Raw genomic sequence first — 19,318 nt, 5'->3', positions numbered from 1 at the left:
CCCCGAAGCGAGACGAGGCGAGATGGACCTGAGGCGAATACTGATCCTGGCGAGCACGGGACTGCTGGGAGCTACAGCGACCATCATCGGTACCCCCGGTGCGGCCGCCGCGGCGCCGGCTGCCCCCAAGGGTCTGTCGGCGATCCGCACCGCGGACGACGTCCGCCGGATCCAGATGACCTGGCGGCCCGGCGACACCACCACCGACCACTACCTCGTTGATGTCGTCGCTGACGACGTCGAGACGGTGATCAAGGTGCCGGCGTCGACCACCGAGTACCGGATCGACGCGCCCGGCCCGTGCACGACGTACAAGATGCGGGTCGGCGCCGCCGACGCCTCCGGCGCGGTCACCAACACCGGGTTCACCACCCTGCGCTCGCTGACGCCGAGCTACGTCCTGGGCATGTCCACCGGACGGGAGGAGGACGGCACGGTCGCCACCGCGACGTGGCGGGCGCCGGCCTGGACGGGCTACACCCCGCTGACCTCGTACCGGGTGGTCTTCACCCGGCTCTCCGACGGCGTGGTGCTCGCCGACCGGAGCAGCACCGACACGTCCTTCCGGTTCCCCGGCGTGGACCCGGCCCGGGCCTACACGATCGCGGTGTCCACGGTCAACGAGTTCGGCGCCTGCTCGACGGCGAAGTCGCTGCTGGACCGGTACCGCCCGGCCGACCCCACCGGTCTGGTGTCGCGGCGCCTCGCCGACGCACCCGGCACCGTCGAGGTCGTCTGGCAGGCGCCGGCCTCCGGCCCCGCACCGACCTACTACATGGTCGGCTACGGCCAGGACAAGATCACCGGCAGGCTGCGGGTCGACGCGCCGACGCTGCGGTCCACCCTCCTGCTGGACCCGGCCAAGAGCTGGATGCTCGAGGTCAAGGCCTACAACGACAACGGCGGCAGCGGTGCGCTCACCGGTTACGAGCCCGTCTGGACGCCGGCCACCACCACCGCGCCGGTGACCACGCCGTCGGCGGCACCCACCGCCGAGCCGTCCCCGAGCAGTGCCCCGGTCGTCGTCACCGCCCCCACGGACGACACCGCCACCCCGGCCACCGCGTCGCCGGCCACCGAGCCGACCACCACCACGGCGGTCGTCAGCACCGGCACCGACCGGACCCCGCCGACGATCACCGCGACGCTGTCGCAGCCCCCCGTCAACGGCTGGTTCCGCGCGCCGGTCACCGTCCACTTCACCTGCGCCGACGACAGCGGCGTCATCGCCGGCTGCCCGGCCGACATCCTGACCGGCGCCGACAACGCGGCGCAGCGCATCTCCGGAACCGCCGTGGACGGCGCGGGCAACACCGCCACCTCGACGATGACGCTCAAGCTCGACCGCACCCCGCCGACGATCACCGCCACCGTGCTGGGCACGCCGAACGCCGCCGGCTGGTACACCAGCCCGCCGGTCATCCGGTACACCTGCACCGACGAGGTCGCCATGATCTCGACCTGCCCGGCGGACACCCCGATCAGCGTCGACGGCGCGGGCCAGAAGGTCATCGGCAGCGCCTACGACAAGGCCGGCAACAGCGCGACCGCCACGGTGGAGCTGAGCCTGGACCGGGGCGCGCCGACCATCACCGCGACCGTGCTCGGTGACGCGAACGCCGACGGGTGGTACACCGTGCCCCCGACCGTGCGCTTCACCTGCTCGGACCGGCTCTCCGGCATCGCCACCTGCCCGGCGGACCGGCGGCTCGACACCGACGGCGCCGCCCAGACGGTCGTCGGCACGGCCGTCGACAAGGCCGGCAACACCGCCACCGCCACCGCCACCCTGAACATCGACCGGACCGCCCCCACGATCACCGCCACCGTCGTCGGCGAGGCCACCGCCGACGGCTGGTACCGCACCGCCCCCACCGTCCGCTTCTCCTGCGCCGACGCCGGGGCCGGCCTGGCCGAGTGCCCCGCCGACGTCACGCTCGACGGCAACGGCGCCGGGCAGCAGGTCACCGGCACCGCGGTGGACAAGGCCGGCAACACCGCCACCACCTCGGTCGCGGTGGACGTCGACCGGACCGCACCGGCCATCACCGCCACCGTCGTCGGCGAGGCCACCGCCGACGGCTGGTACAACACCGCCCCCACCGTCCACTTCACCTGCACCGACGAAGGCTCCGGCACGACGAGCTGCCCCGCGGACATGCCGGTGACAACCGACGGCTCCGGACTCGTGATCACCGGCACCACCACCGACCTGGCCGGCAACACCGCCTCCGCCCAGGTCACGGTCGACGTCGACCGGACCGCCCCGGTGATCACGCCGACCGTCACGGGCACGCCGAACAGCGCGGGCTGGTTCCGCTCCGAGCCGACCGTCACCTTCGAGTGCACGGACGCGGTCTCGACAGTCGCCACCTGCCCCGCCGCCCAGGTCGTCACCGCCGAGGGCGCAGGCGCCGGCGTCACCGGCACCGCCGCGGACCGGGCCGCCAACACCGCCGCGGCCGGCGTCACGGTCAACGTCGACAAGACCGCACCGGTCACCACGGTCGCCGGGGTCACCGACGGCGGCGTGTACGAAGCCGACGCGGTGCCGGTCGTCTCCTGCCGGACGACCGACGAGGGCTCCGGCGTGGCAGACCAGCCGGTCCCGGCCACCACCGTGATGAGCGGCATGTACACCGTGCGCTGCCCGGCAGCCGTGGACAAGGCGGGCAACGAGGGTACGGCGGCCATCGCCTCGTACACGGTGAACCCGAGCCTCGAATGGCTCCGGGGGCTGACCCACCAGTACCTCGACGGCGAGCCCGAGGCGACGATCCGGACCTTCGACAAGGCGCTCGACAAGCGCAACCTCGCCCCCTTCATCGCCCAGGTGATCATCCACTCGTCCGGGCGCAAGCCCGCGCTGACCCAGAAGGAGGCGGCGACCCTGCTCTACTGGGCCCTGGTGGTGCAGTATCGCCGCTGATCGGCGAACCGGGCAGTGACCGGCGGGGCCGGGGCTCATGGGAGCCCCGGCCCCGCTCGGGTCAGCCCGCGTCGAGGGTGACGACGACCGGCAGGTGGTCGGAGCCGACCGCGGGGGCCACCGCGGCACCGGTCGCGGTGACCCCCGGGCCGAGCAGCACGTGATCGATCTGGGCCACCGGCCGGTGCGCCGGCCAGGTCCGGCCCCGCACCGCCGGGCGGTACGGCCGGGCCAGCAGCAGCGTCGGCCGGCACATGTTGAGGTCGCCGGCGATGACGGTCGGCTCGCTCGACCCCCGCAGCCCGGCCAGCAGCCTGCGCAGCTGCCCGGGGCCCCGGGTGAGCCGGTGGGTCAGGTGGACGTTCACCACCCGCAGACCGGCGACGGTGACGACCTGCGCCAGCCGCGGGCCGACCGGATCGCGGGCGGCCGCGCCGAGCCCGACCGTCGTGCGGTCCTGCCACGGCACCCGGCTCAGCACGGCCAGGCCCCAGGTGCCGGGTGGGCCGGGCACGGCCCTGCGGACGATTCTCAGCTCGGCCAGCGACCGCCCGGTGACGAGGTCGAGTTCGGCCACGTGGGGATACCCGCAGGCGGACGCCGCGGCCGCTGCGATGCTCGCGGCATCCCCGGTCCGCCAGTTCTCCTGCACGACGACCACATCGGTGTCGAGCGCGACGAGAGCCTTCGCCACCGAATAGGCGGCCCCGCGACGGTCGAGACCGCAGTGCAGGTTGAGGCTGGCGACGCTCAGGGTCACGCGACCTTCCCTACGATCCGCGGGAGACACCGCGTCCGAGCCTAGCGAGATCATCGCGGCCGGGCGCCGGAAGCCCACAAACACGCTGGTCAGCTCCCCGCCGGGGTAGGACGTGTTACGTGACTCGCTTCGCCGGCCGGAACGCGGAGAGATCAGCCGTTCGGGGTCGCCCGTTCCAGCGGTATTACCGTCCACCCGGGCGGCGGGCGCGTCGCGGCCCACCCATCGACGTTCCCCAGGGGTAGCTGTCCGATCCTCGTGGATGTGAGTGCTGTGCGACGTACCTTCACCCTGCTGGCGCTGGCCGGGCTCGGCGGGGCCGCCCTGGTGGTGCTGCCCCGCGCGTCGGCTTCGGCCGTACCGGACACCACGCCGGCCCTGGCCGCCACCGGCGCCGGCACGCTGAGCCTGGTCTGGCGCGGCTCCGCGCCCCGCCGGCTGCAGGAGCAGACCGCCACCGGCGACCGCTGGGATGACGCGACCGCCTTCGCCGGGGCCCGGCCGGCCGCGGACACCGGCGGCGTCGGCCGCGGCGCGGACCCGGCCTCCGGGCAGATCCTGACCGCCACGGTCGCCGACGAGCAGGTCTGGGTGCGGACCGAGCCGGGCGGCCGGTGGTCCGGCCTCGGCGGCTCCGCCACCGGAGCACCGGCGGTGGCCGCGCTGGGCGGCGGCGCCTTCGCCGTCGTGGTCCGCGACGACGAGGGTACGGTCCACGTCCGCCACCTGCGCGACGGCGCCTGGGGCGGCTGGTCGTCCCTCGGCGGCGGCTTCACCACCTCGCCGGCCGCCGTGGGCCGCTCCGGCAGCCTGGTGATCGCCGTCGCGGGCCGCAAGCGCGAGGTACGCACCACCGTGGTGACCGCCGGCCGCCCCACCGGCTGGCGCCGCACCGGCGTGATCTCCACCGCGACGCCCGGCCTCGCCGCCGAGCCCGGCACCGGGACGCTGCACCTGATCACCCGCAACCCGGACCTGTCCCCGTCGGCCCGCGCCTCGCTCGACGGCGCCCGCACCTGGGGCCGGCCCACCCGGCTGCCCGGCCGCCTGGGCTCGGGCATCGCCGCCACCTCCCGCACGCCCGGCACAGTGGACATCGCGGCCCTGGGCCTCGACGGGCGCGCGGTGCAGAGCACGCTGCGGTCCGGCAGGTGGGGCAGGTTCCGCCTGATCGCGGCGAGCGGCACGACCGTCCTGCCGGAGGACGCGGTGACCGCGGTGACCGGCGACCCGGCGGCCACCCGCAGCATCCACTTCGCCGCGCACGCCCGGCTGCCGGAACCGGGCGAGATCCTCGCGGCCACCAGCACCCCGGCCACCCCGGACGGCCTGCTGGTCAAGGTCGTCTCGGTCACCGGCCGCACGGCGCGGGCGGCACCGGCGACCCTCACCGAGGCGGTCCCCGAGGGCACGCTCGACGAGACCTTCGCGCTGGGCACGGACACCGGCCCGGTGAGCCACCCGATCAGGCACGCCGTACCCTGCTCGAACGGCGAGAAAGCCGAGGTCAGCGGCATGGTGACGCTCACCCCGAGCTTCCACCTGGAGGCCGCCTGGCACCGGCCCGGCGGCGTCACGCGGACGGCGTTCACCGCGACAGTGACGTCGGACGCGCAGCTCAAGCTGTCGATCAGCGACGGCGCGACGTGCACGCTGAAGAGGACGGCGCTGCTGGCGGAACCGATCCGCTTCTCGCCGGTGGTCTTCCCGGTCGGGCCGGTGCCGGTCGTGATCACCCCGCAGGTGCAGCTGCACCTGGACGCGAGCGGCACGGTGCAGGCGGCGCTGGAGACCTCGGCCGGCCAGACGGCCACGATCAGGGCAGGCCTGACCCACCGCGACGGCCGGGCCCGCCCGGTCTCGGGCCTGCGCAGCACGTTCACGTTCGGCCCACCGACGATCAGCCGGAGCGCGACGGCGCGGGCCGGGGTGGCACCGACGTTCAGCTTCCTGGTCTACGGGGTGCCGGGGCCGCGGGTGACCACCCGGGCGGCTTTCGGCATGGCGGCGACGGCGGGGCGATGGGAGCTGCGGACGGGACTGACGGCGGGGGTGGAGCTGGTGGTGCCGCAGCTCGGCATCCGGGCGAGCAGGCCCGGCATCGTCCGATCCACCAGAACCCTGGCGACGGGCGGCGGCACCCCACCGGCCGGGAGCGGCGGGTCGGGGGGCGGGGTCACGCCGACCGGCGGCTGAACCCGCGGCGCTCCGGGTCAGCCGGCGGCACTCCCGGTCAGCCGGAGCGCTCCCGGTGCGCCCGCGGCACTTGCGGTCAGCCGCGGCGCTCCCAGCCGGCGGCGCTTTCGGTCAGTCGCGGCGCTCCCAGTCAGCCTGCGGTGCTTGCGGTCAGTCGCGGCGCTCCCGGTGAGCCGGCGGTGCTTGCGGTCAGTCGGCGGCGCTTGCGGTCAGTCGGCGGTCAGGAGGCGGCCGACGGCGTCTGCGGCTTTCAGGGCCGAGCCGGTCAGCACGGCCACCGTCGTCTCTCCCGAGCGCAGCGAGCCGCGGCGCCGGAACTCACGGATCGCCGGGAGCACGATCGCGCTGGTCGGCTCCGCGTACAGGCCGCGGCGGGCCAGTTCGCGGGTCGCCGGGGCGATGTCCGGCTCCGGCACGGCCGCCAGGTCCCCCGCCGATTCGCGGATCGCCGCCAGCACCTCGCGGTCGCGCACGGGCGCCGCGATGGCCGTACCCTCGGCGACCGTCGCGGTCCACGGCCCGGGCCCGACCGCCGGCTGTCCCGCCGCGAACGCCGCGACCAGCGGGCTGCAGTGCGCCGGCTGGGCGACCAGCAGGCGGGGCCGGTGGCCGATCGCGCCGGACCGCAGCAGCTCGCCGAAGCCCAGGTGGAAACCCAGGACCAGGCTGCCGGCCCCGGCCGGCAGCACCACCGCGTCCGGCGCGCGGAAGCCCAGGTCCTCCCAGATCTCGTACGCCAGCAGCTTGGTGCCCTGCAGGAAGAAGGGATGCCAGTTGTGACTCGCGTAGAAAGTGGACGCCGAACGGCGGACGGCCTCGTCGGCGGTGGCCTGCCGGCTGCCGGGCACCAGCTCGACGGTGGCGCCGTGCATCCGGCTCTGCTGGATCTTCGCCGGCGAGGTCGACTCCGGGGCCAGGATGGTGGCCCGGATGCCGGCCGCCGCGGCGTAAGCGGCGACCGACGAGCCGCCGTTGCCGCTGCTGTCCTCGAGCATCGCGGTGACACCCTGGGCGGCCAGCACCGACATCATGACGGTGGTGCCGCGGTCCTTGAAGCTGGCGGTCGGGTTGAACCACTCCGGCTTGACCGACAGCGGCACCCCGTCGACGTCGAAGGGCAACAGCGGGGTGCAGCCCTCGCCGAGCGTGACCGGCCGGTCGATCGGGGCGGGCAGGGCGGCGGCGTAGCGCCACTGCGAGCGTACGGTGCGGTCCACGTCGTCCCGGGTGATGCCGGGCAGCGGCTCGACCAGCAGCGGTGATCCGTCGTCGCCGCGCCAGCGCGGCTCGTCGAGCGGATAGCGCCGGCCGGTTCGGTCCACAAGCATGATCCGATCTTGCCAGAGCCGGATTTTTTCTCCGGACCACTTGGCACTCGGCCGGGAACAGTGCTAAAAAATGTCTTGTCGCTGCTGCTCACCGCGGTGATGGACCACCACGATGTGCGGTGCGACCTCGGCAGATCCGATCTGAGCCGAGCGCCACGTGCCCGCCGGACAGGCCGGCGGGCCCCGTCGAGGAGGTGGATCCGTGGTGCTGACTTTTGATCCTTTCCGCGAGTTCGACCGGCTGGCCGGCCAGGTGTTCGGCCCACCCGCGGGCGGCACGGCAACCCTGCCGATGCCGATGGACCTGTACCGCTCCGGCGACCACTTCGTGCTGCACTGCGACCTGGCCGGCGTCGACCCCGGCTCCGTGCAGATCGACGTGGACGGCCGGGTGCTGACGATCCGCGCGGAGCGCAGCGCCCGCACCGACGCCGACGTCCAGTGGGTCCGCCGCGAACGCGCCACCGGCACCTTCGAGCGACGCCTCACCCTGGGCGACGGCCTCGACCTGGACAAGATCGCCGCAACCTGGCAGGACGGCGTGCTGACGCTGACCCTCCCGGTCGCCGAGGCCGCGAAACCGCGCCGCATCGCGATCAGCACCGGCGCCACCGTGGAGGGCGAAACCACGGCTCCGGCGCTGGCCAGTTCCTGACAGCTCTCCGACCTGCTCCTCCCGAACGCCCGGCGGGCAACCCGCCCGCCGGGCACCAAGCCCCCGGACGCCGGCCCGACGCGAGCAGCCTGGCGCGAGTAGCCCGGCGCGAGCCAGCCCGATGCAGGCGAGCCGGCGCCCGGCCGGCGGTCCGGCCGGCCCGGCACGAGTCCGCCGGCGCGGACGGCCCGATGCGGGCACCCGCAGCCGGTGCGGGCTGCCCGGTGCGTTGACGTGATGCGCGGCCTGCGGCGGCAAGCGGCCTGGCACGAGGCGGCCGAGGTGGCCCCGGCACGCGAGCAGAGGATGAGGGCGGCCCAATGTGGATGACCGGCGCAGGCAGCCCGATGTGGGCAACGCGGTGCGCGGCCTGTGCCGGGAAGCAGCCACGTGCGGGCCGCCCGACACGAGCAGAGCGAGGTGAGCAACCCCAGCACGAGCAGACCGATCCCGGCCGCCCGGTGCGGGCGGCCGGAGGGCGGCGCATGGCGTGAGGCGCATCATGGGCGCCGGCTGACGTCCAGGTGCCTGTCGCCGCAGTCCTCGGGTCGCAGCTCGCACGCTTCGACCTCGATGCGGCCCCAGCCGGGGGCCACCTCGTTGAGCGCCTCGGCGTGCTTGGCCGCGAACGTGGTCAGCTGTGGCAACGCGGCGTCAGCACCACGTCAACCGCGTGGGCCCGGCAGCGCACGTCAACGGCGGCTGCTCGTTGCTCGAAAGCCACGGCGTGCTTCCACCCGGGCAGTCGCGCGGGGACGGCGCTGGCGCCCGCCGTCGAATTTCGCCCTTCAGTGCCGTCGCAGCCTCAGCGGCAGCCTTCCCGCAGATCTTGATGAGCTAAAACGTTCCAGCCAAACCCCACCGCCACAAGATCCACGACTCGCGCCCCTTTCCTCCTGAGATGAACCCCTCACCCGCCAAGTGCCAATCCCGCATACCGGATGAAACCGAAAAGTCGAGCGAGGCTGTCCGGCATGCGTAGCCGGCCCACCGGATGCTCGGGCCCGGGATCCGCTGGTGCTGGGGAGCTCGGTGGCTTCCAGGCCGCGTACCGGGAGATGGTCGACTTCCACGAGGCGCGCGGGCCCAGCTGGTGCACGCGGCGATCGAGGTGGGCATCGCCGAGGCCGGGACGGTGCGCCGCATCCGCAGATCACGCAAACCCGGGTAAATTGGACCAAGGTCCACTTCACTTCAGGACAAGGGCGAGCAGAGCACGGGCCCGGCCGGGTCGCGCACGCTCGCCGTCGACGAGGCGCACCGAGCGGTTCCCGGAGATGGCCGAGCGGGACGCGCTCCCCGGGCTGTGGAGCCGCCGGCGTTCCGACGCGGAGCCACCGTGCTCGGCGCGGGCCGCCCGGCCGGGTGGCCCGCGGGTCACCGCCGGCGTCGGGCGGACCTCGGTGCGGCCGGACGACGACCCCCACTCGGTCGTGCAGCACGCCGACGAGCGCCGCCAAGTGCGCCGGCCGGGACCGGGTGGTCACCGGTCCGTGACGTCCTCCGGGCCGTTCTCCCGGCGCAGGACCCCGCGGACTCCGCGCAGCACCCGGCCGCCCCGGTTGACCAGGTCGTCGCCGAGCAGCAGCAGCTCGCCCACGTACGCCGAGGCCCGGTCCATCACCAGCAGCGCCCGGTCCAGGTCGTCCTCGTCGTGCCGCACCGCCCACAGCCGTTCCGCCTGCTCCCACGCGTGCGCCCGGGTGACCGACACCAGCACCCGCTGGCTCCAGTCGTCCAGGTTGCCGACCAGCGCGTCGATCCGCAGCTGCAGCGGCGTCGAGTACCGCCGGCGCAGCCCGGGGATCTCCTCGAAGAAGATCTTGTTGATCAGCAGGTAGTCGGGGTGGATCTCGTCCGGGTCCGGCGGGCCGAGCTGCTGCCAGGTGGCCACCAGGGCCAGCGCCAGGTCGTGGTTGATGTGCGCGTTGACGCCGAGCATGGCCGCGGCCAGCTTGCTCACGTCCGGGTCCTGGGCACGGCGGAACAGCACCTCCCACGCGTCCGGGGTGGCCGGGTCGTCGTCGCCCCACAGCCGCAGCGCGTCGAAGTAGCGCTTGGCGAACTCGACGTCGAGCAGCTCCAGGAAGTCCGGGTCGCGGACGCCGCCGCCCTGCAGCGACTGGGACACCCGGTCGGTGATGGTGTAGTACAGCGAGTTGAAGGCGGCGACCCGGTGCGCGGCCGGCGGCGGCAGGCCGTCGAAGATCTGCTGCGCGGTGGTCAGGTGCTTGAGCACGGTGCCGATGTCGGCACACTGGGCGGCACAGAGGTCGGCGACCTCGAGGTGGGCGGGCGCCCAGCCGCGGCCGGGCGGCACCGCCGGGGTGAGCTGCAGGCGCTCGTCCCGCAGCACGGCCGCGCTCTGCTGGACAGCGCCGCGGTCGAAAGCGGCTGTCATCGGTTCCTCCACTCGGACAACGATGGAGAAGAGCGACCCGGCTGACCAGGCTCCGGGCGGCTACCCGACAGTAAGTGCCGGGGAGAGCAGCTCCGCGAAGCGTACGGCGTCGATGTTGCCGCCGGACAGGATCACCCCGACCCGGCGCGGCAGCGGTCGCACCCGCCCCGCGAGCAGCGCGGCGAGGCCGGTCGCACCGCTGGGCTCCAGCACGATCCGCAGCCGCTCGAAGGCGAACCGCATGGCGTCGCGGATCTCGTCGTCGCTGACCAGCACCACCTCGTCGAGCAACCGGCGGTTGATCGAGAAGGTCAGCTCGCCGGGGATGTCCGCGGCCTGGCCGTCGGCGATGGTGCGGGGCACCGGGACCGACACCCGCTCCCCCGCGGCCAGCGAGCGCTTCGTGTCGTCGCCGGCGGCCGGTTCGACGCCGATCGTGCGCGTCGCCGGGTGCAGCCCCTTGACGACCGTGGCGCTGCCGGCCATCAGCCCGCCGCCGCCCACCGGCGCCAGCAGGGCGTCCAGCTCGCCGGCCCGCGCCAGCAGCTCGAGCGCGGCGGTGCCCTGACCGGCGATCACGTGCGGGTGCTCGTACGGCGGGATCAGCGTGAGCCCCCGCTCGGCCGCCAGCGCGGCACCCAGGGCGACCCGGTTCCCGGAGTAGCGGTCGTACGTGACGATCTCGGCGCCGTAGCCCGCCGTCGCCGCCCGCTTGGCGGCCGGGGTGTCCGCGGGCATCAGGATGACCGCGGTGGTCCCGAACTCGCGGGCGGCCAGCGCGACCGCCTGGGCGTGGTTGCCCGAGGAGTACGCGGCGATCCCGCGGGCCCGCTGCTCGGGATCCAGCCGGGAGACGGCGTTGAAGGCGCCGCGGAACTTGAACGCGCCGACCCGCTGGAAGTTCTCGGCCTTGAGGTGCACCTCGGCGCCGGCCAGCCGGTCCAGGGTGCGCGAGCGCAGCACCGGGGTGCGGTGCGCGACGCCGTCGAGCCGGGCGGCGGCCTCGCGGACGTCGCCGAGGGTGACGGTCATGCCGCCGCGCCCCGCAGCACGGCGTCGACCAGGGCCTCGGCGAAGCCGTCGTCGCCGACCAGCGGGTTCCAGTTGAGCACGTTCTGCGCGACGGTCGGGCCGGAGAGCATCAGCAGGGTCAGCTCGACGTCCAGGTCGGCGCGCAGCTCGCCGGTCTCGACGCCGCGGCGCAGCACGCCGCGCATGATCTCCCGCCGGGGCTCGATGACGCCCTGGTAGATGCGGCGCATCTCGGGGCTCCTGGCGAGCTCCGGCAGCAGGCAGGCGGTCACCTTGCCGTAGTCGGCCATGCGCTTCTTGCGCATCGCGGCGACCAGCATCACCAGGTCGTCGCGGACCGACTCGCCGGCCGGCTCCGGCAGCGGTCCCTTCATGGTGGCGACCGCATCGACCAGCAGCGCCTCCTTGTTGGCCCAGCGCCGGTAGATCGTCGCCTTGCCCACGCCGGCCTTCGCCGCCACCGCCTCGATGGAGAGCGCGCCGGCGCTCAGCCCGGAGCTGAGCAGGTCGAAGACCGCCTGGATGATGGCCCGGTCGGCCTGGGCATTGCGCGGCCGACCAGGAGCCTTGCGGTCCTGGTCGGCCGGTTCGTCCACGCTGACCGTCGTCATGCGCTCCATTGTTACCGAGCCTTCACGCCGCAGCCACCCGCCCCGGTCACGACGCCTCGACCAGCTCTACGCCCTGCTCCTCTGCGAGCCCCTCGGCGGCCGACGGCGCGGGCGCGGCGGCCGGGCGCTTGCCGGGCAGCCAGATCGCGGCCACCAGCGCGCCGAGCAGCGCGAAGATCGTGCTGCCGATCGACGCGTAGTGCATCGCGGTGATGAAGGCGGTGTTGGCCGACTCGATCAGCGCGGCGCCGGCCGGGCCGGCCTGGGCCGCCACGCCGTACGCACCGGAGATGGATTCCTGGGCGACCTCGCGGGCGGCGTCCGGCAGCCCGGCGGTGGCCGTGGTGACGTCGTCGCGGTAGACCGACGAGACGATCGCACCCAGCGCGGCCACACCCAGCGCGCCACCGATCTGCCGGATGGTGTTGCTGACCGCCGAGCCGACGCCGGCCTTCTCCCGGGGCAGCACCGCCATGATCGCCTCGGTGGCCGGCGGCATCACGTTGGCCATGCCCACGCCCATCAGGAAGAACAGCGCGCCGACCACCCAGATCGGGGTGGTCGCACCGACGAACACCCAGCCGCCCAGGCCGATCGCGACCAGGATCAGGCCGACCGTGCTGACCAGCTTGGGGCCGAACCGCTTGACCATCGCGGCGCTGCGCGGCGCGAACGCCATCTGGGCCACCGCGAACGGCACGAACAGCGCGCCGGAGGCCAGCGGGCCGTAGCCGCGGACCAGCTGCAGGTAGAAGGCGCTGAAGAACATCGCGCCCATGGCCGCGAAGAAGACCAGGCCGATCGCGCCCACCGAGGCGGAGAACTGCGGGATGGCGAAGAGCTTCACGTCCAGCGACGGGAACGCGATGCGGCGCTCGTACGCGATGAAGCCGGCCAGCACCGCGACCGACGCGACCAGCGTGCCCCAGGACTGCAGCCGGCCGAAGCCGTTCTCGCCGCCCTCGATGACGCCGTAGGTGAGCAGGGTGAGCCCGACGATCGACAGCAGCACGCCGACGATGTCGATCCGGCCCGGCCGCGGGTCGCGCGACTCCGGCACGAGCACGTTGACCAGCACCACCCCGGCGATGACCACGGGCACGTTGATCAGGAAGACCGAGCCCCACCAGAAGCGCTCGAGCAGCAGCCCGCCGACGATCGGGCCGATCGCGACGCCGAGGCCGACGGCGCCGGCCCAGACGCCGATCGCCCGGCCGCGCTCGCGCGGGTCGAAGACGTTGGCGATGATCGACAGGGTCGACGGCATGACCGCGGCGGCGCCCAGGCCCATCAGCGCGCGGGCCCAGATGAGCTGGTCGGCGGTCTGCGCGTACGCCGAGACCAGCGAGGCGATGCCGAACAGCACCAGGCCGACGGTCAGGGTGATCCGGCGGCCGAGCCGGTCGGCGAGGATGCCGGCGGTGAACAGCAGGCCGGCGAAGACCAGGGTGTACGAGTTGATGGCCCACTCGAGCTGGCTCTGGCTGGCGCCGAGGCCGCGCTGCGGGTCGGCGATGGTCCGCAGCGCGACGTTCAGGACGGTGTTGTCCAGCACGACGACGAGCAGGCTGATGACGAGTACGGCCAGGATGGCCCAGCGCCGGGGATGCCCGGTGTTCGCTGTGTCAGGTGCGTCCATTGGTGTTGCTCCCCGATCCGATACGGAACTGTTCCGTATCATGGACCGACCGTAGACCGCCGCCCGGCGATACGGAACAGGCTCGTATCGTATTGTGGCGGTGGTCACGCCGGCAGGGCACGTGGTGAGATGGCGGCGTGAGCCGCGCCGTCGAGGAGAGCAACCGCCGGATGCTCCGCGCCCGGGACGCGATGGACCGCGGGTACGCCCGGCCGCTGGACGTCGCGGCCCTGGCCCGGATCGCGCACGTGTCGCCGACCCACTTCACCCGGACCTTCCGGGCCACCTTCGGCGAGACCCCGCACCGCTACCTGCAGCGCCGCCGGGTCGAGCGGGCGATGTTCCTGCTGCGCGAGACCGGCCGCAGCGTCACGGACGTCTGCTTCGAGGTCGGCTTCGGCAGCCTGGGCACGTTCAGCCGGACGTTCCGCGCGATCGTCGGCCGGTCGCCGCGGGAGTACCGGGCGCGGGCGGTGCGGTCGGGGGCGCCGACCTGCTTCACGATGGCGTGGACCCGCCCGGTCGGCTGAGTCGTTTCGGAGAAGTTCCCGGCCGCCCCGGTCACTAGCGTGGGGCGCATGTTCACAGCCATCACCCACTCCCAGATCTTCGTCCTCGACCAGGACCAGGCGCTCGACTTCTACGTCGGCAAGCTCGGCCTCGAGGTGCACTCCGACGCCGACCTCGGCTTCATGCGCTGGCTGACGGTCAACGTCCCCGGCGCGCCGGACCGGCAGATCCTGCTGAGCCTGCCCGGCGGGCCGGCCATGTCCGAGCAGACCGCCCGGCAGGTCCGCGAGCTGATCACCAAGGGCGCCGCCGGCGGCTGGCTGATCTTCGGCACCGACGACTGCCGCAAGACCTACGAGACGCTCCGGGACCGCGGCGTGGAGTTCACCGAGGAGCCCACCGAGCGGCCGTACGGCATCGACTGCGGGCTGCGCGACCCGTTCGGCAACCCGATCCGGTTCACCCAGCTGACCGGCTGACGGCGCGCCGGCGAGCCCCGGATCGCGGTTTGTTGCGTCGCGGTAAAAGTCTCGATCGCCCATTGACCGGCACCGCCGGCGCTGTTGATCCTGTGTCCACCAGAGGCGGCCGGCGTGCCGGTTCGGCGGAGGGACACGGCATGACGATCGTTATCATCGGCGCCGGCATCGTCGGGTGCGCCCTCGCCGACGAGCTCACCCTGCGCGGCCGCACCGACGTGACCGTGCTCGAGCAGGGCCCGCTGTTCCGCACCGGCGGGTCCAGCTCGCACGCCCCCGGCCTGGTCTTCCAGACCAACCCCTCGCGGACCATGGCGCGGCTCGCCGCGTACACCGTCGAGAAGCTCAGCGAGCTCGGCTGCTTCGACCCGGTGGGCAGCCTGGAGGTGGCGACCACCCCGGAGCGGCTGCGCGAGCTGCACCGCCGGCACGGCTACGCCACGGCCTGGGGCATCCCGGCGGAGCTGCTCGGCCCGGAGGAGTGCCGCAAGCGGTGGCCGCTGCTGGCGGACGTGCTCGGCGGCCTGCACGTCCCCGGCGACGGGCTGGCCCGCGCGGTGGACGCCGGCGAGGCCCAGGCCCGGCGGGCCATGGCCCGCGGCGCCCGGTTCCTGCCGCACCAGCGGGTGGTGGCGGTCGAGCAGAGCGACGGGCGGGTGACCGGGGTACGCACGGACGACGCCAGCTATCCGGCCGACATCGTGGTCAGCTGCGCCGGCTTCTGGGGCCCCGCCGTCGGCGCCCTCGCCGGGGTGCCGGTGCCGTTGCTGCCGATGGCCCACCAGTACGCACGCACCGCCGGGCTGCCCGGCCCGCTGCCCACCCCGATCCTCCGGCACCAGGACCGTGACCTGTACTTCCGCTCGCACGGCGACCGGCTCGGCATCGGCTCCTACCTGCACCGGCCGATGCCGGTCGCGCTCACCGAGCTGGGCACCGGGGCGCAGCCGTCCATGCTGGACTTCACCGCGGCCGACTTCGCCGAGTCGTGGGACGCCGCGCAGGAGCTGCTGCCGGTGCTGGCCGACAGCACGGTCGAGGAGGGCTTCAACGGCGTCTTCTCGTTCACCGCGGACGGCTTCCCGCTGCTCGGCGAGTCGCTGCGGGTGCGCGGCTTCTGGACGGCCGAGGCGGTCTGGGTGACCCACTCCGCGGGCGTGGCCCGGGCGATGGCCGAGTGGCTGGTCGACGGCCGGCCGGGCCTGGACCTGCACGAGTGCGACCTGAACCGGTTCGACGCATCGCAGCTCTCCCCGGCGTACGTGCGGGAGCGCTCGGTGCGCAGCTTCGTCGAGGTGTACGACATCATCCACCCGCTCGACCCGCCCTCGGTGCGGGACCTGCGGGTCAGCCCGTTCCATGCCCGGCAGCGCGAGCTGGGCGCGGTCTTCGGCGAGGCCGCCGGGTGGGAACGGCCGCTCTGGTACGAGGCCAACGCCGGGCTGCCCCGCCGCGCCGCGCCGCGCGACGAGTGGTCGGCCCGGCACTGGTCGCCGATCGCCGCGGCCGAGGCGCAGGCCACCCGCGAGCGCGTCGCCCTGTTCGACATGACCCCGCTGACCCGCCTGGAGGTGACCGGCCCGCTCTCCTTCCTGCAGGGGCTCAGCAGCAACGACCTGGACAAGCCGGTCGGCTCGGTGGTCTACACGCTGCTGCTGGACGCCGCCGGCGGGGTGCGCAGCGACGTGACCGTGGCCCGGCTCGCCGAGGACCGGTTCCAGGTCGGCGTCAACGGCCCGCTGGACCTGGACTGGCTGCTCCGCCGCAAGCCGCCCGGCGTGGTGATCCGGGACATCACCGGGGCCACCTGCTGCGTCGGCGTGTGGGGCCCGCTGGCCCGCGACCTGATCGCGCCGCTGGCCGACCTCGACGTCTCGCACGGGGCCTTCGGCTACTTCAAGGCCCGGCAGGGCTACCTGGGCCCGGTGCCGGTGACCATGCTGCGGCTGTCCTACGTGGGTGAGCTGGGCTGGGAGGTCTACACCACCGCCGAGCTGGGCCTGCGGTTGTGGGACACGCTGTGGGAGGCGGGCGCGGGTCTCGGCGTGGTCGCCGGGGGCAGGGCCGCGTTCAACAGCCTGCGGCTGGAGAAGGGCTACCGGGCCTGGGGCACCGACATGACCGCCGAGGACGACCCGTACGCCGCGGGGCTCGGCTTCGCCGTCCGGCTGGACCGGGGTGACTTCCTCGGCCGGGCGGCATTGCTGGACCGGTCCCCGCCGGCGCGCCTGCTCACCTGCCTGGTCCTCGAGGACGAGGGATGCGTGCCGCTGGGCCGGGAGCCGGTGTACGCCGGCGGCGAGCCGGCGGGCTTCGTGACCAGCGCGGCGTACGGGCACACCGTGGGCGCGCCGATCGCGTACGCCTGGCTGCCGGCCGCGGTCGCCGTGCCCGGCACGGCCGTGCAGATCGGCTACTTCGACCGGCTGCTGCACGCCCGCGTGGCGGCCGAGCCGCTGTTCGACCCGAAACACGAACGCATCCGGCGATAGGAGCCAGCGTGGCCGCATTTGACGTCATCGTGGTGGGGCTGGGCGGGATGGGCAGCGCCGCCGTCCACCAGCTCGCCGCGCGCGGGGTCCGGGTGCTGGGCCTGGAGAAGTTCGGCCCGGCGCACGACCGGGGGGCGAGCCACGGCGGCTCGCGGATCACCCGGCAGTCCTACTTCGAGAGCCCGGACTACGTGCCGCTGCTGCTGCGCGCCTACGAGCTGTACGACGCGCTGGCCCGCGACTCCGGCACCGACGTGATCACCCTGACCGGCGGGGTGATGGTCGGGCGCCCGGAGAGCCTGACCGTCTCCGGCAGCCTGCTCAGCGCCGAACGGTGGGGTCTCGAACACGAGATGCTCGGCGCGGACGACCTGCGCAAGCGGTTCCCGACGCTGAACCCGCGCCCCGACGAGGTGGCGCTCTTCGAGGCCAAGGCCGGCTTCGTCCGGCCCGAGGCGACCGTGTCCGCCCAGCTGACGCTGGCCGAGCGGGCGGGGGCCGAGCTGCACTTCGAGGAGCCGATGACCGGCTGGGCGCCGGCGGCGGGCGGCGGGGTGCGGGTGGAGACCGGCGCCGGCTCGTACACGGCGGGGCAGCTGGTCATCACCCCCGGGCCGTGGGCGCCGCAGCTGCTGGCGGACCTCGGGGTGCCCTTCACCATCGAACGCCAGGTGCAGTACTGGTTCCAGCCCACCGGCGGGGTCGGGCCGTTCCTGCCGGAGCACCATCCGATCTACGTCTGGGAGGAGGCCGACGGCCGCCAGATCTACGGCTTCCCCGCCGTCGACGGGCCGGACGGCGGCGCCAAGGTGGCGTTCTTCCGCGGCGGGCAGCCCACCACGCCGGAGACCATCGACCGCGAGGTGCACGCCGACGAGATCCGCGCGATGGCGGACCGGGCCCGGCGCAACCTGCCGGACCTGCCCGGCACCTTCCTGCGCGCCAAGACCTGCCTGTACAGCAACACCCCGGACGAGCACTTCGTGATCGCCCGGCACCCGGCGCACGAGGCGGTCACCGTCGCGTGCGGCTTCTCCGGGCACGGCTTCAAGTTCGTGCCGGTGGTCGGCGAGATCATCGCGGACCTGGCCACCACCGGCACCACGGACCACCCGATCGACCTGTTCCACCCGCGCCGCCTGACCGGGGTGACCGAATGACGATGACCGACCTGCCGGCCAGCCTGCTGCGGACCCTGCCGGGCGCCTACTACACCGATCCCGCGATCTTCGCCGCCGAACAGGCCCGGATCTTCGAGCAGCTGTGGTTCTGCGCGCTGCGCGGCGCCGACGTCGGCACCCCGGGCGCGTACCGCACCGTGCAGGTGGGCCGGGAGAACGTGCTGATCACCCGGAACGCGGCCGGCGAGGCGCGCGCGTTCCTCAACATCTGCCGGCACCGCGGGGCCACGCTCTGCGCCGACGACAGCGGGTCGGTCAAGCGCACGTTCCGGTGCATGTACCACGCGTGGGCGTACGACCTGGACGGCAAGCTGGTCGCGGCGCCCAACCTGGTGAAGATGCCGGACCTCGACCGGGTCGAGTACGGCCTGGCCCGGGTGCACGTGCGCGAGTGGCTCGGCTACGTCTGGGTCTGCCTGGCCGACACCCCGCCGTCGTTCGCCGACACCGTGCAGGGCGCCTGCGAGGAACGCCTCGGCGACCTGGCCGCGGTCGAGCGGTACGGCATCGAGGACCTGACGGTCGGCCGGCGGATCCGGTACGACGTGCGGGCCAACTGGAAGCTCATCATCGAGAACTTCATGGAGTGCTACCACTGCGCGACGATCCACCCGGAGCTCGTGCACGTGCTGCCGGAGTTCGCCGGCGGCTACGCGGCGCAGTACTACGTGGGCCACGGCGCCGAGTTCGGGCCGGACATCGCCGGTTTCACGGTGGACGGCAGCGCCGGGGTCACCCCGATCGCCGGCCTCGACGAGGCACAGGACCGGCGCTACTTCGCGGTCACCATCAAGCCGCAGGTGTTCCTCAACCTGGTGCCGGACCACGTGATCCTGCACCGGATGTACCCGCTGGCCGCGGACCGCACGGTGGTCGAGTGCGACTGGCTGTACCTGCCCGAGGTGGTGGCCTCCGGCCGCGACCTGTCCCGCTCGGTGGAGCTGTTCGACCGGGTCAACCGGCAGGACTTCGACGCCTGCGAACGCTGCCAGCCCGGGATGGCGTCGCGCGCGTACGCCGGTGGCGGGGTGCTGGTCCCGAGCGAGCACCACATCGCCGGCTTCCACGACTGGCTGCGGAACCGCCTGGCCGGCTGAGCCGGTGG

Annotated in this window: 15 protein-coding genes; 8 read left to right on the top strand and 7 right to left on the bottom strand. The window is 73.8% G+C overall.

Annotation, left to right across the window (positions count from 1 at the left end; all coding sequences use genetic code 11):
* Positions 1 to 22: 22 nt before the first annotated feature.
* Entirely contained in the window at positions 23 to 2,929 is a 2,907-nt protein-coding gene (locus ACIBQZ_RS21740) for a fibronectin type III domain-containing protein (protein WP_396090553.1), read from the top strand.
* Positions 2,930 to 2,990: 61 nt separating this feature from the next.
* Here the strand turns inward: ACIBQZ_RS21740 and ACIBQZ_RS21735 are convergent, their stop codons facing one another.
* Positions 2,991 to 3,689, bottom strand: coding sequence for an endonuclease/exonuclease/phosphatase family protein (locus tag ACIBQZ_RS21735; RefSeq protein ID WP_396090552.1), 699 nt, complete (start codon positions 3,687 to 3,689; stop codon positions 2,991 to 2,993).
* Positions 3,690 to 3,962: 273 nt separating this feature from the next.
* Between ACIBQZ_RS21735 and ACIBQZ_RS21730 the strand changes: the two genes are divergently transcribed.
* On the top strand, positions 3,963 to 5,885 hold the full coding sequence (locus ACIBQZ_RS21730) for a hypothetical protein (protein WP_396090551.1): 1,923 nt from the start codon (positions 3,963 to 3,965) through the stop codon (positions 5,883 to 5,885).
* 209 nt (positions 5,886 to 6,094) lie between these two features.
* Here ACIBQZ_RS21730 and ACIBQZ_RS21725 read toward each other — a convergent pair whose 3' ends face one another.
* Complete coding sequence (locus tag ACIBQZ_RS21725; protein ID WP_396090550.1) at positions 6,095 to 7,213, bottom strand: pyridoxal-phosphate dependent enzyme; 1,119 nt, start codon at positions 7,211 to 7,213, stop codon at positions 6,095 to 6,097.
* A gap of 202 nt (positions 7,214 to 7,415) precedes the next feature.
* On the opposite strand from ACIBQZ_RS21725, the gene ACIBQZ_RS21720 reads away from it, so the two are divergent.
* On the top strand, positions 7,416 to 7,868 hold the full coding sequence (locus ACIBQZ_RS21720) for an Hsp20/alpha crystallin family protein (protein ID WP_396090549.1): 453 nt from the start codon (positions 7,416 to 7,418) through the stop codon (positions 7,866 to 7,868).
* A 500-nt stretch (positions 7,869 to 8,368) separates the two neighbouring features.
* On the opposite strand, the gene ACIBQZ_RS21715 is transcribed toward ACIBQZ_RS21720, so the two are convergent.
* The 5 genes from ACIBQZ_RS21715 to ACIBQZ_RS21695 all read right to left on the bottom strand — a co-directional run bounded on the left by ACIBQZ_RS21715 (position 8,369) and on the right by ACIBQZ_RS21695 (position 13,551).
* A complete protein-coding gene (locus tag ACIBQZ_RS21715) occupies positions 8,369 to 8,515 on the bottom strand; it encodes a hypothetical protein (RefSeq protein ID WP_396090548.1) in 147 nt (48 codons plus the stop codon).
* A gap of 836 nt (positions 8,516 to 9,351) precedes the next feature.
* Positions 9,352 to 10,269, bottom strand: coding sequence for a DUF5995 family protein (locus tag ACIBQZ_RS21710; protein ID WP_396090547.1), 918 nt, complete (start codon positions 10,267 to 10,269; stop codon positions 9,352 to 9,354).
* A gap of 60 nt (positions 10,270 to 10,329) precedes the next feature.
* Positions 10,330 to 11,301, bottom strand: coding sequence for a pyridoxal-phosphate dependent enzyme (locus ACIBQZ_RS21705; protein WP_396090546.1), 972 nt, complete (start codon positions 11,299 to 11,301; stop codon positions 10,330 to 10,332).
* Entirely contained in the window at positions 11,298 to 11,912 is a 615-nt protein-coding gene (locus ACIBQZ_RS21700) for a TetR/AcrR family transcriptional regulator (protein ID WP_396090545.1), read from the bottom strand. The genes ACIBQZ_RS21705 and ACIBQZ_RS21700 overlap by 4 nt, the downstream gene beginning before the upstream one ends.
* Positions 11,913 to 11,958: 46 nt before the next feature.
* Entirely contained in the window at positions 11,959 to 13,551 is a 1,593-nt protein-coding gene (locus tag ACIBQZ_RS21695; protein WP_396090544.1) for an MFS transporter, read from the bottom strand.
* 137 nt (positions 13,552 to 13,688) lie between these two features.
* Here ACIBQZ_RS21695 and ACIBQZ_RS21690 point away from each other — a divergent pair, with 137 nt between their 5' ends.
* The 5 genes from ACIBQZ_RS21690 to ACIBQZ_RS21670 all read left to right on the top strand — a co-directional run bounded on the left by ACIBQZ_RS21690 (position 13,689) and on the right by ACIBQZ_RS21670 (position 19,310).
* Positions 13,689 to 14,081 carry a helix-turn-helix domain-containing protein gene (locus tag ACIBQZ_RS21690; RefSeq protein ID WP_396090543.1) on the top strand — a complete coding sequence of 131 codons (393 nt, stop codon included), beginning with the start codon at positions 13,689 to 13,691 and terminating at the stop codon, positions 14,079 to 14,081.
* A 48-nt stretch (positions 14,082 to 14,129) separates the two neighbouring features.
* A complete protein-coding gene (locus tag ACIBQZ_RS21685) occupies positions 14,130 to 14,540 on the top strand; it encodes a VOC family protein (protein ID WP_396090542.1) in 411 nt (136 codons plus the stop codon).
* Between the two features lie 140 nt (positions 14,541 to 14,680).
* Complete coding sequence (locus tag ACIBQZ_RS21680; RefSeq protein ID WP_396090541.1) at positions 14,681 to 17,032, top strand: FAD-dependent oxidoreductase; 2,352 nt, start codon at positions 14,681 to 14,683, stop codon at positions 17,030 to 17,032.
* An 8-nt stretch (positions 17,033 to 17,040) separates the two neighbouring features.
* On the top strand, positions 17,041 to 18,192 hold the full coding sequence (gene solA, locus ACIBQZ_RS21675) for an N-methyl-L-tryptophan oxidase (protein ID WP_396090540.1): 1,152 nt from the start codon (positions 17,041 to 17,043) through the stop codon (positions 18,190 to 18,192).
* Positions 18,189 to 19,310 (top strand): aromatic ring-hydroxylating dioxygenase subunit alpha, encoded by a 1,122-nt coding sequence (locus tag ACIBQZ_RS21670; RefSeq protein ID WP_396090539.1) that lies wholly within the window; start codon positions 18,189 to 18,191, stop codon positions 19,308 to 19,310. The genes solA and ACIBQZ_RS21670 overlap by 4 nt, the downstream gene beginning before the upstream one ends.
* The last annotated feature ends 8 nt before the right edge of the window (positions 19,311 to 19,318 follow it).

The organism is Actinoplanes sp. NPDC049599 (assembly GCF_044465625.1).
Lineage (GTDB): Bacteria > Actinomycetota > Actinomycetes > Mycobacteriales > Micromonosporaceae > Actinoplanes.
Note: the sequence above shows the minus strand (reverse complement) of the source record. Positions and strands in the feature narration are given on the sequence as shown.

What these genes read in the sequence shown, in the direction of transcription:
- ACIBQZ_RS21685 (WP_396090542.1), top strand. Translation starts at nt 14,130, where the DNA reads ATGTTCACAGCCATCACCCACTCCCAGATCTTCGTCCTCGACCAGGAC.
- ACIBQZ_RS21680 (WP_396090541.1), top strand. Translation starts at nt 14,681, where the DNA reads ATGACGATCGTTATCATCGGCGCCGGCATCGTCGGGTGCGCCCTCGCC.
- ACIBQZ_RS21740 (WP_396090553.1), top strand. Translation starts at nt 23, where the DNA reads ATGGACCTGAGGCGAATACTGATCCTGGCGAGCACGGGACTGCTGGGA.
- ACIBQZ_RS21695 (WP_396090544.1), bottom strand. Translation starts at nt 13,551, where the DNA reads ATGGACGCACCTGACACAGCGAACACCGGGCATCCCCGGCGCTGGGCC.
- ACIBQZ_RS21700 (WP_396090545.1), bottom strand. Translation starts at nt 11,912, where the DNA reads ATGACGACGGTCAGCGTGGACGAACCGGCCGACCAGGACCGCAAGGCT.
- ACIBQZ_RS21670 (WP_396090539.1), top strand. Translation starts at nt 18,189, where the DNA reads ATGACGATGACCGACCTGCCGGCCAGCCTGCTGCGGACCCTGCCGGGC.
- ACIBQZ_RS21725 (WP_396090550.1), bottom strand. Translation starts at nt 7,213, where the DNA reads ATGCTTGTGGACCGAACCGGCCGGCGCTATCCGCTCGACGAGCCGCGC.
- ACIBQZ_RS21705 (WP_396090546.1), bottom strand. Translation starts at nt 11,301, where the DNA reads ATGACCGTCACCCTCGGCGACGTCCGCGAGGCCGCCGCCCGGCTCGAC.
- ACIBQZ_RS21710 (WP_396090547.1), bottom strand. Translation starts at nt 10,269, where the DNA reads ATGACAGCCGCTTTCGACCGCGGCGCTGTCCAGCAGAGCGCGGCCGTG.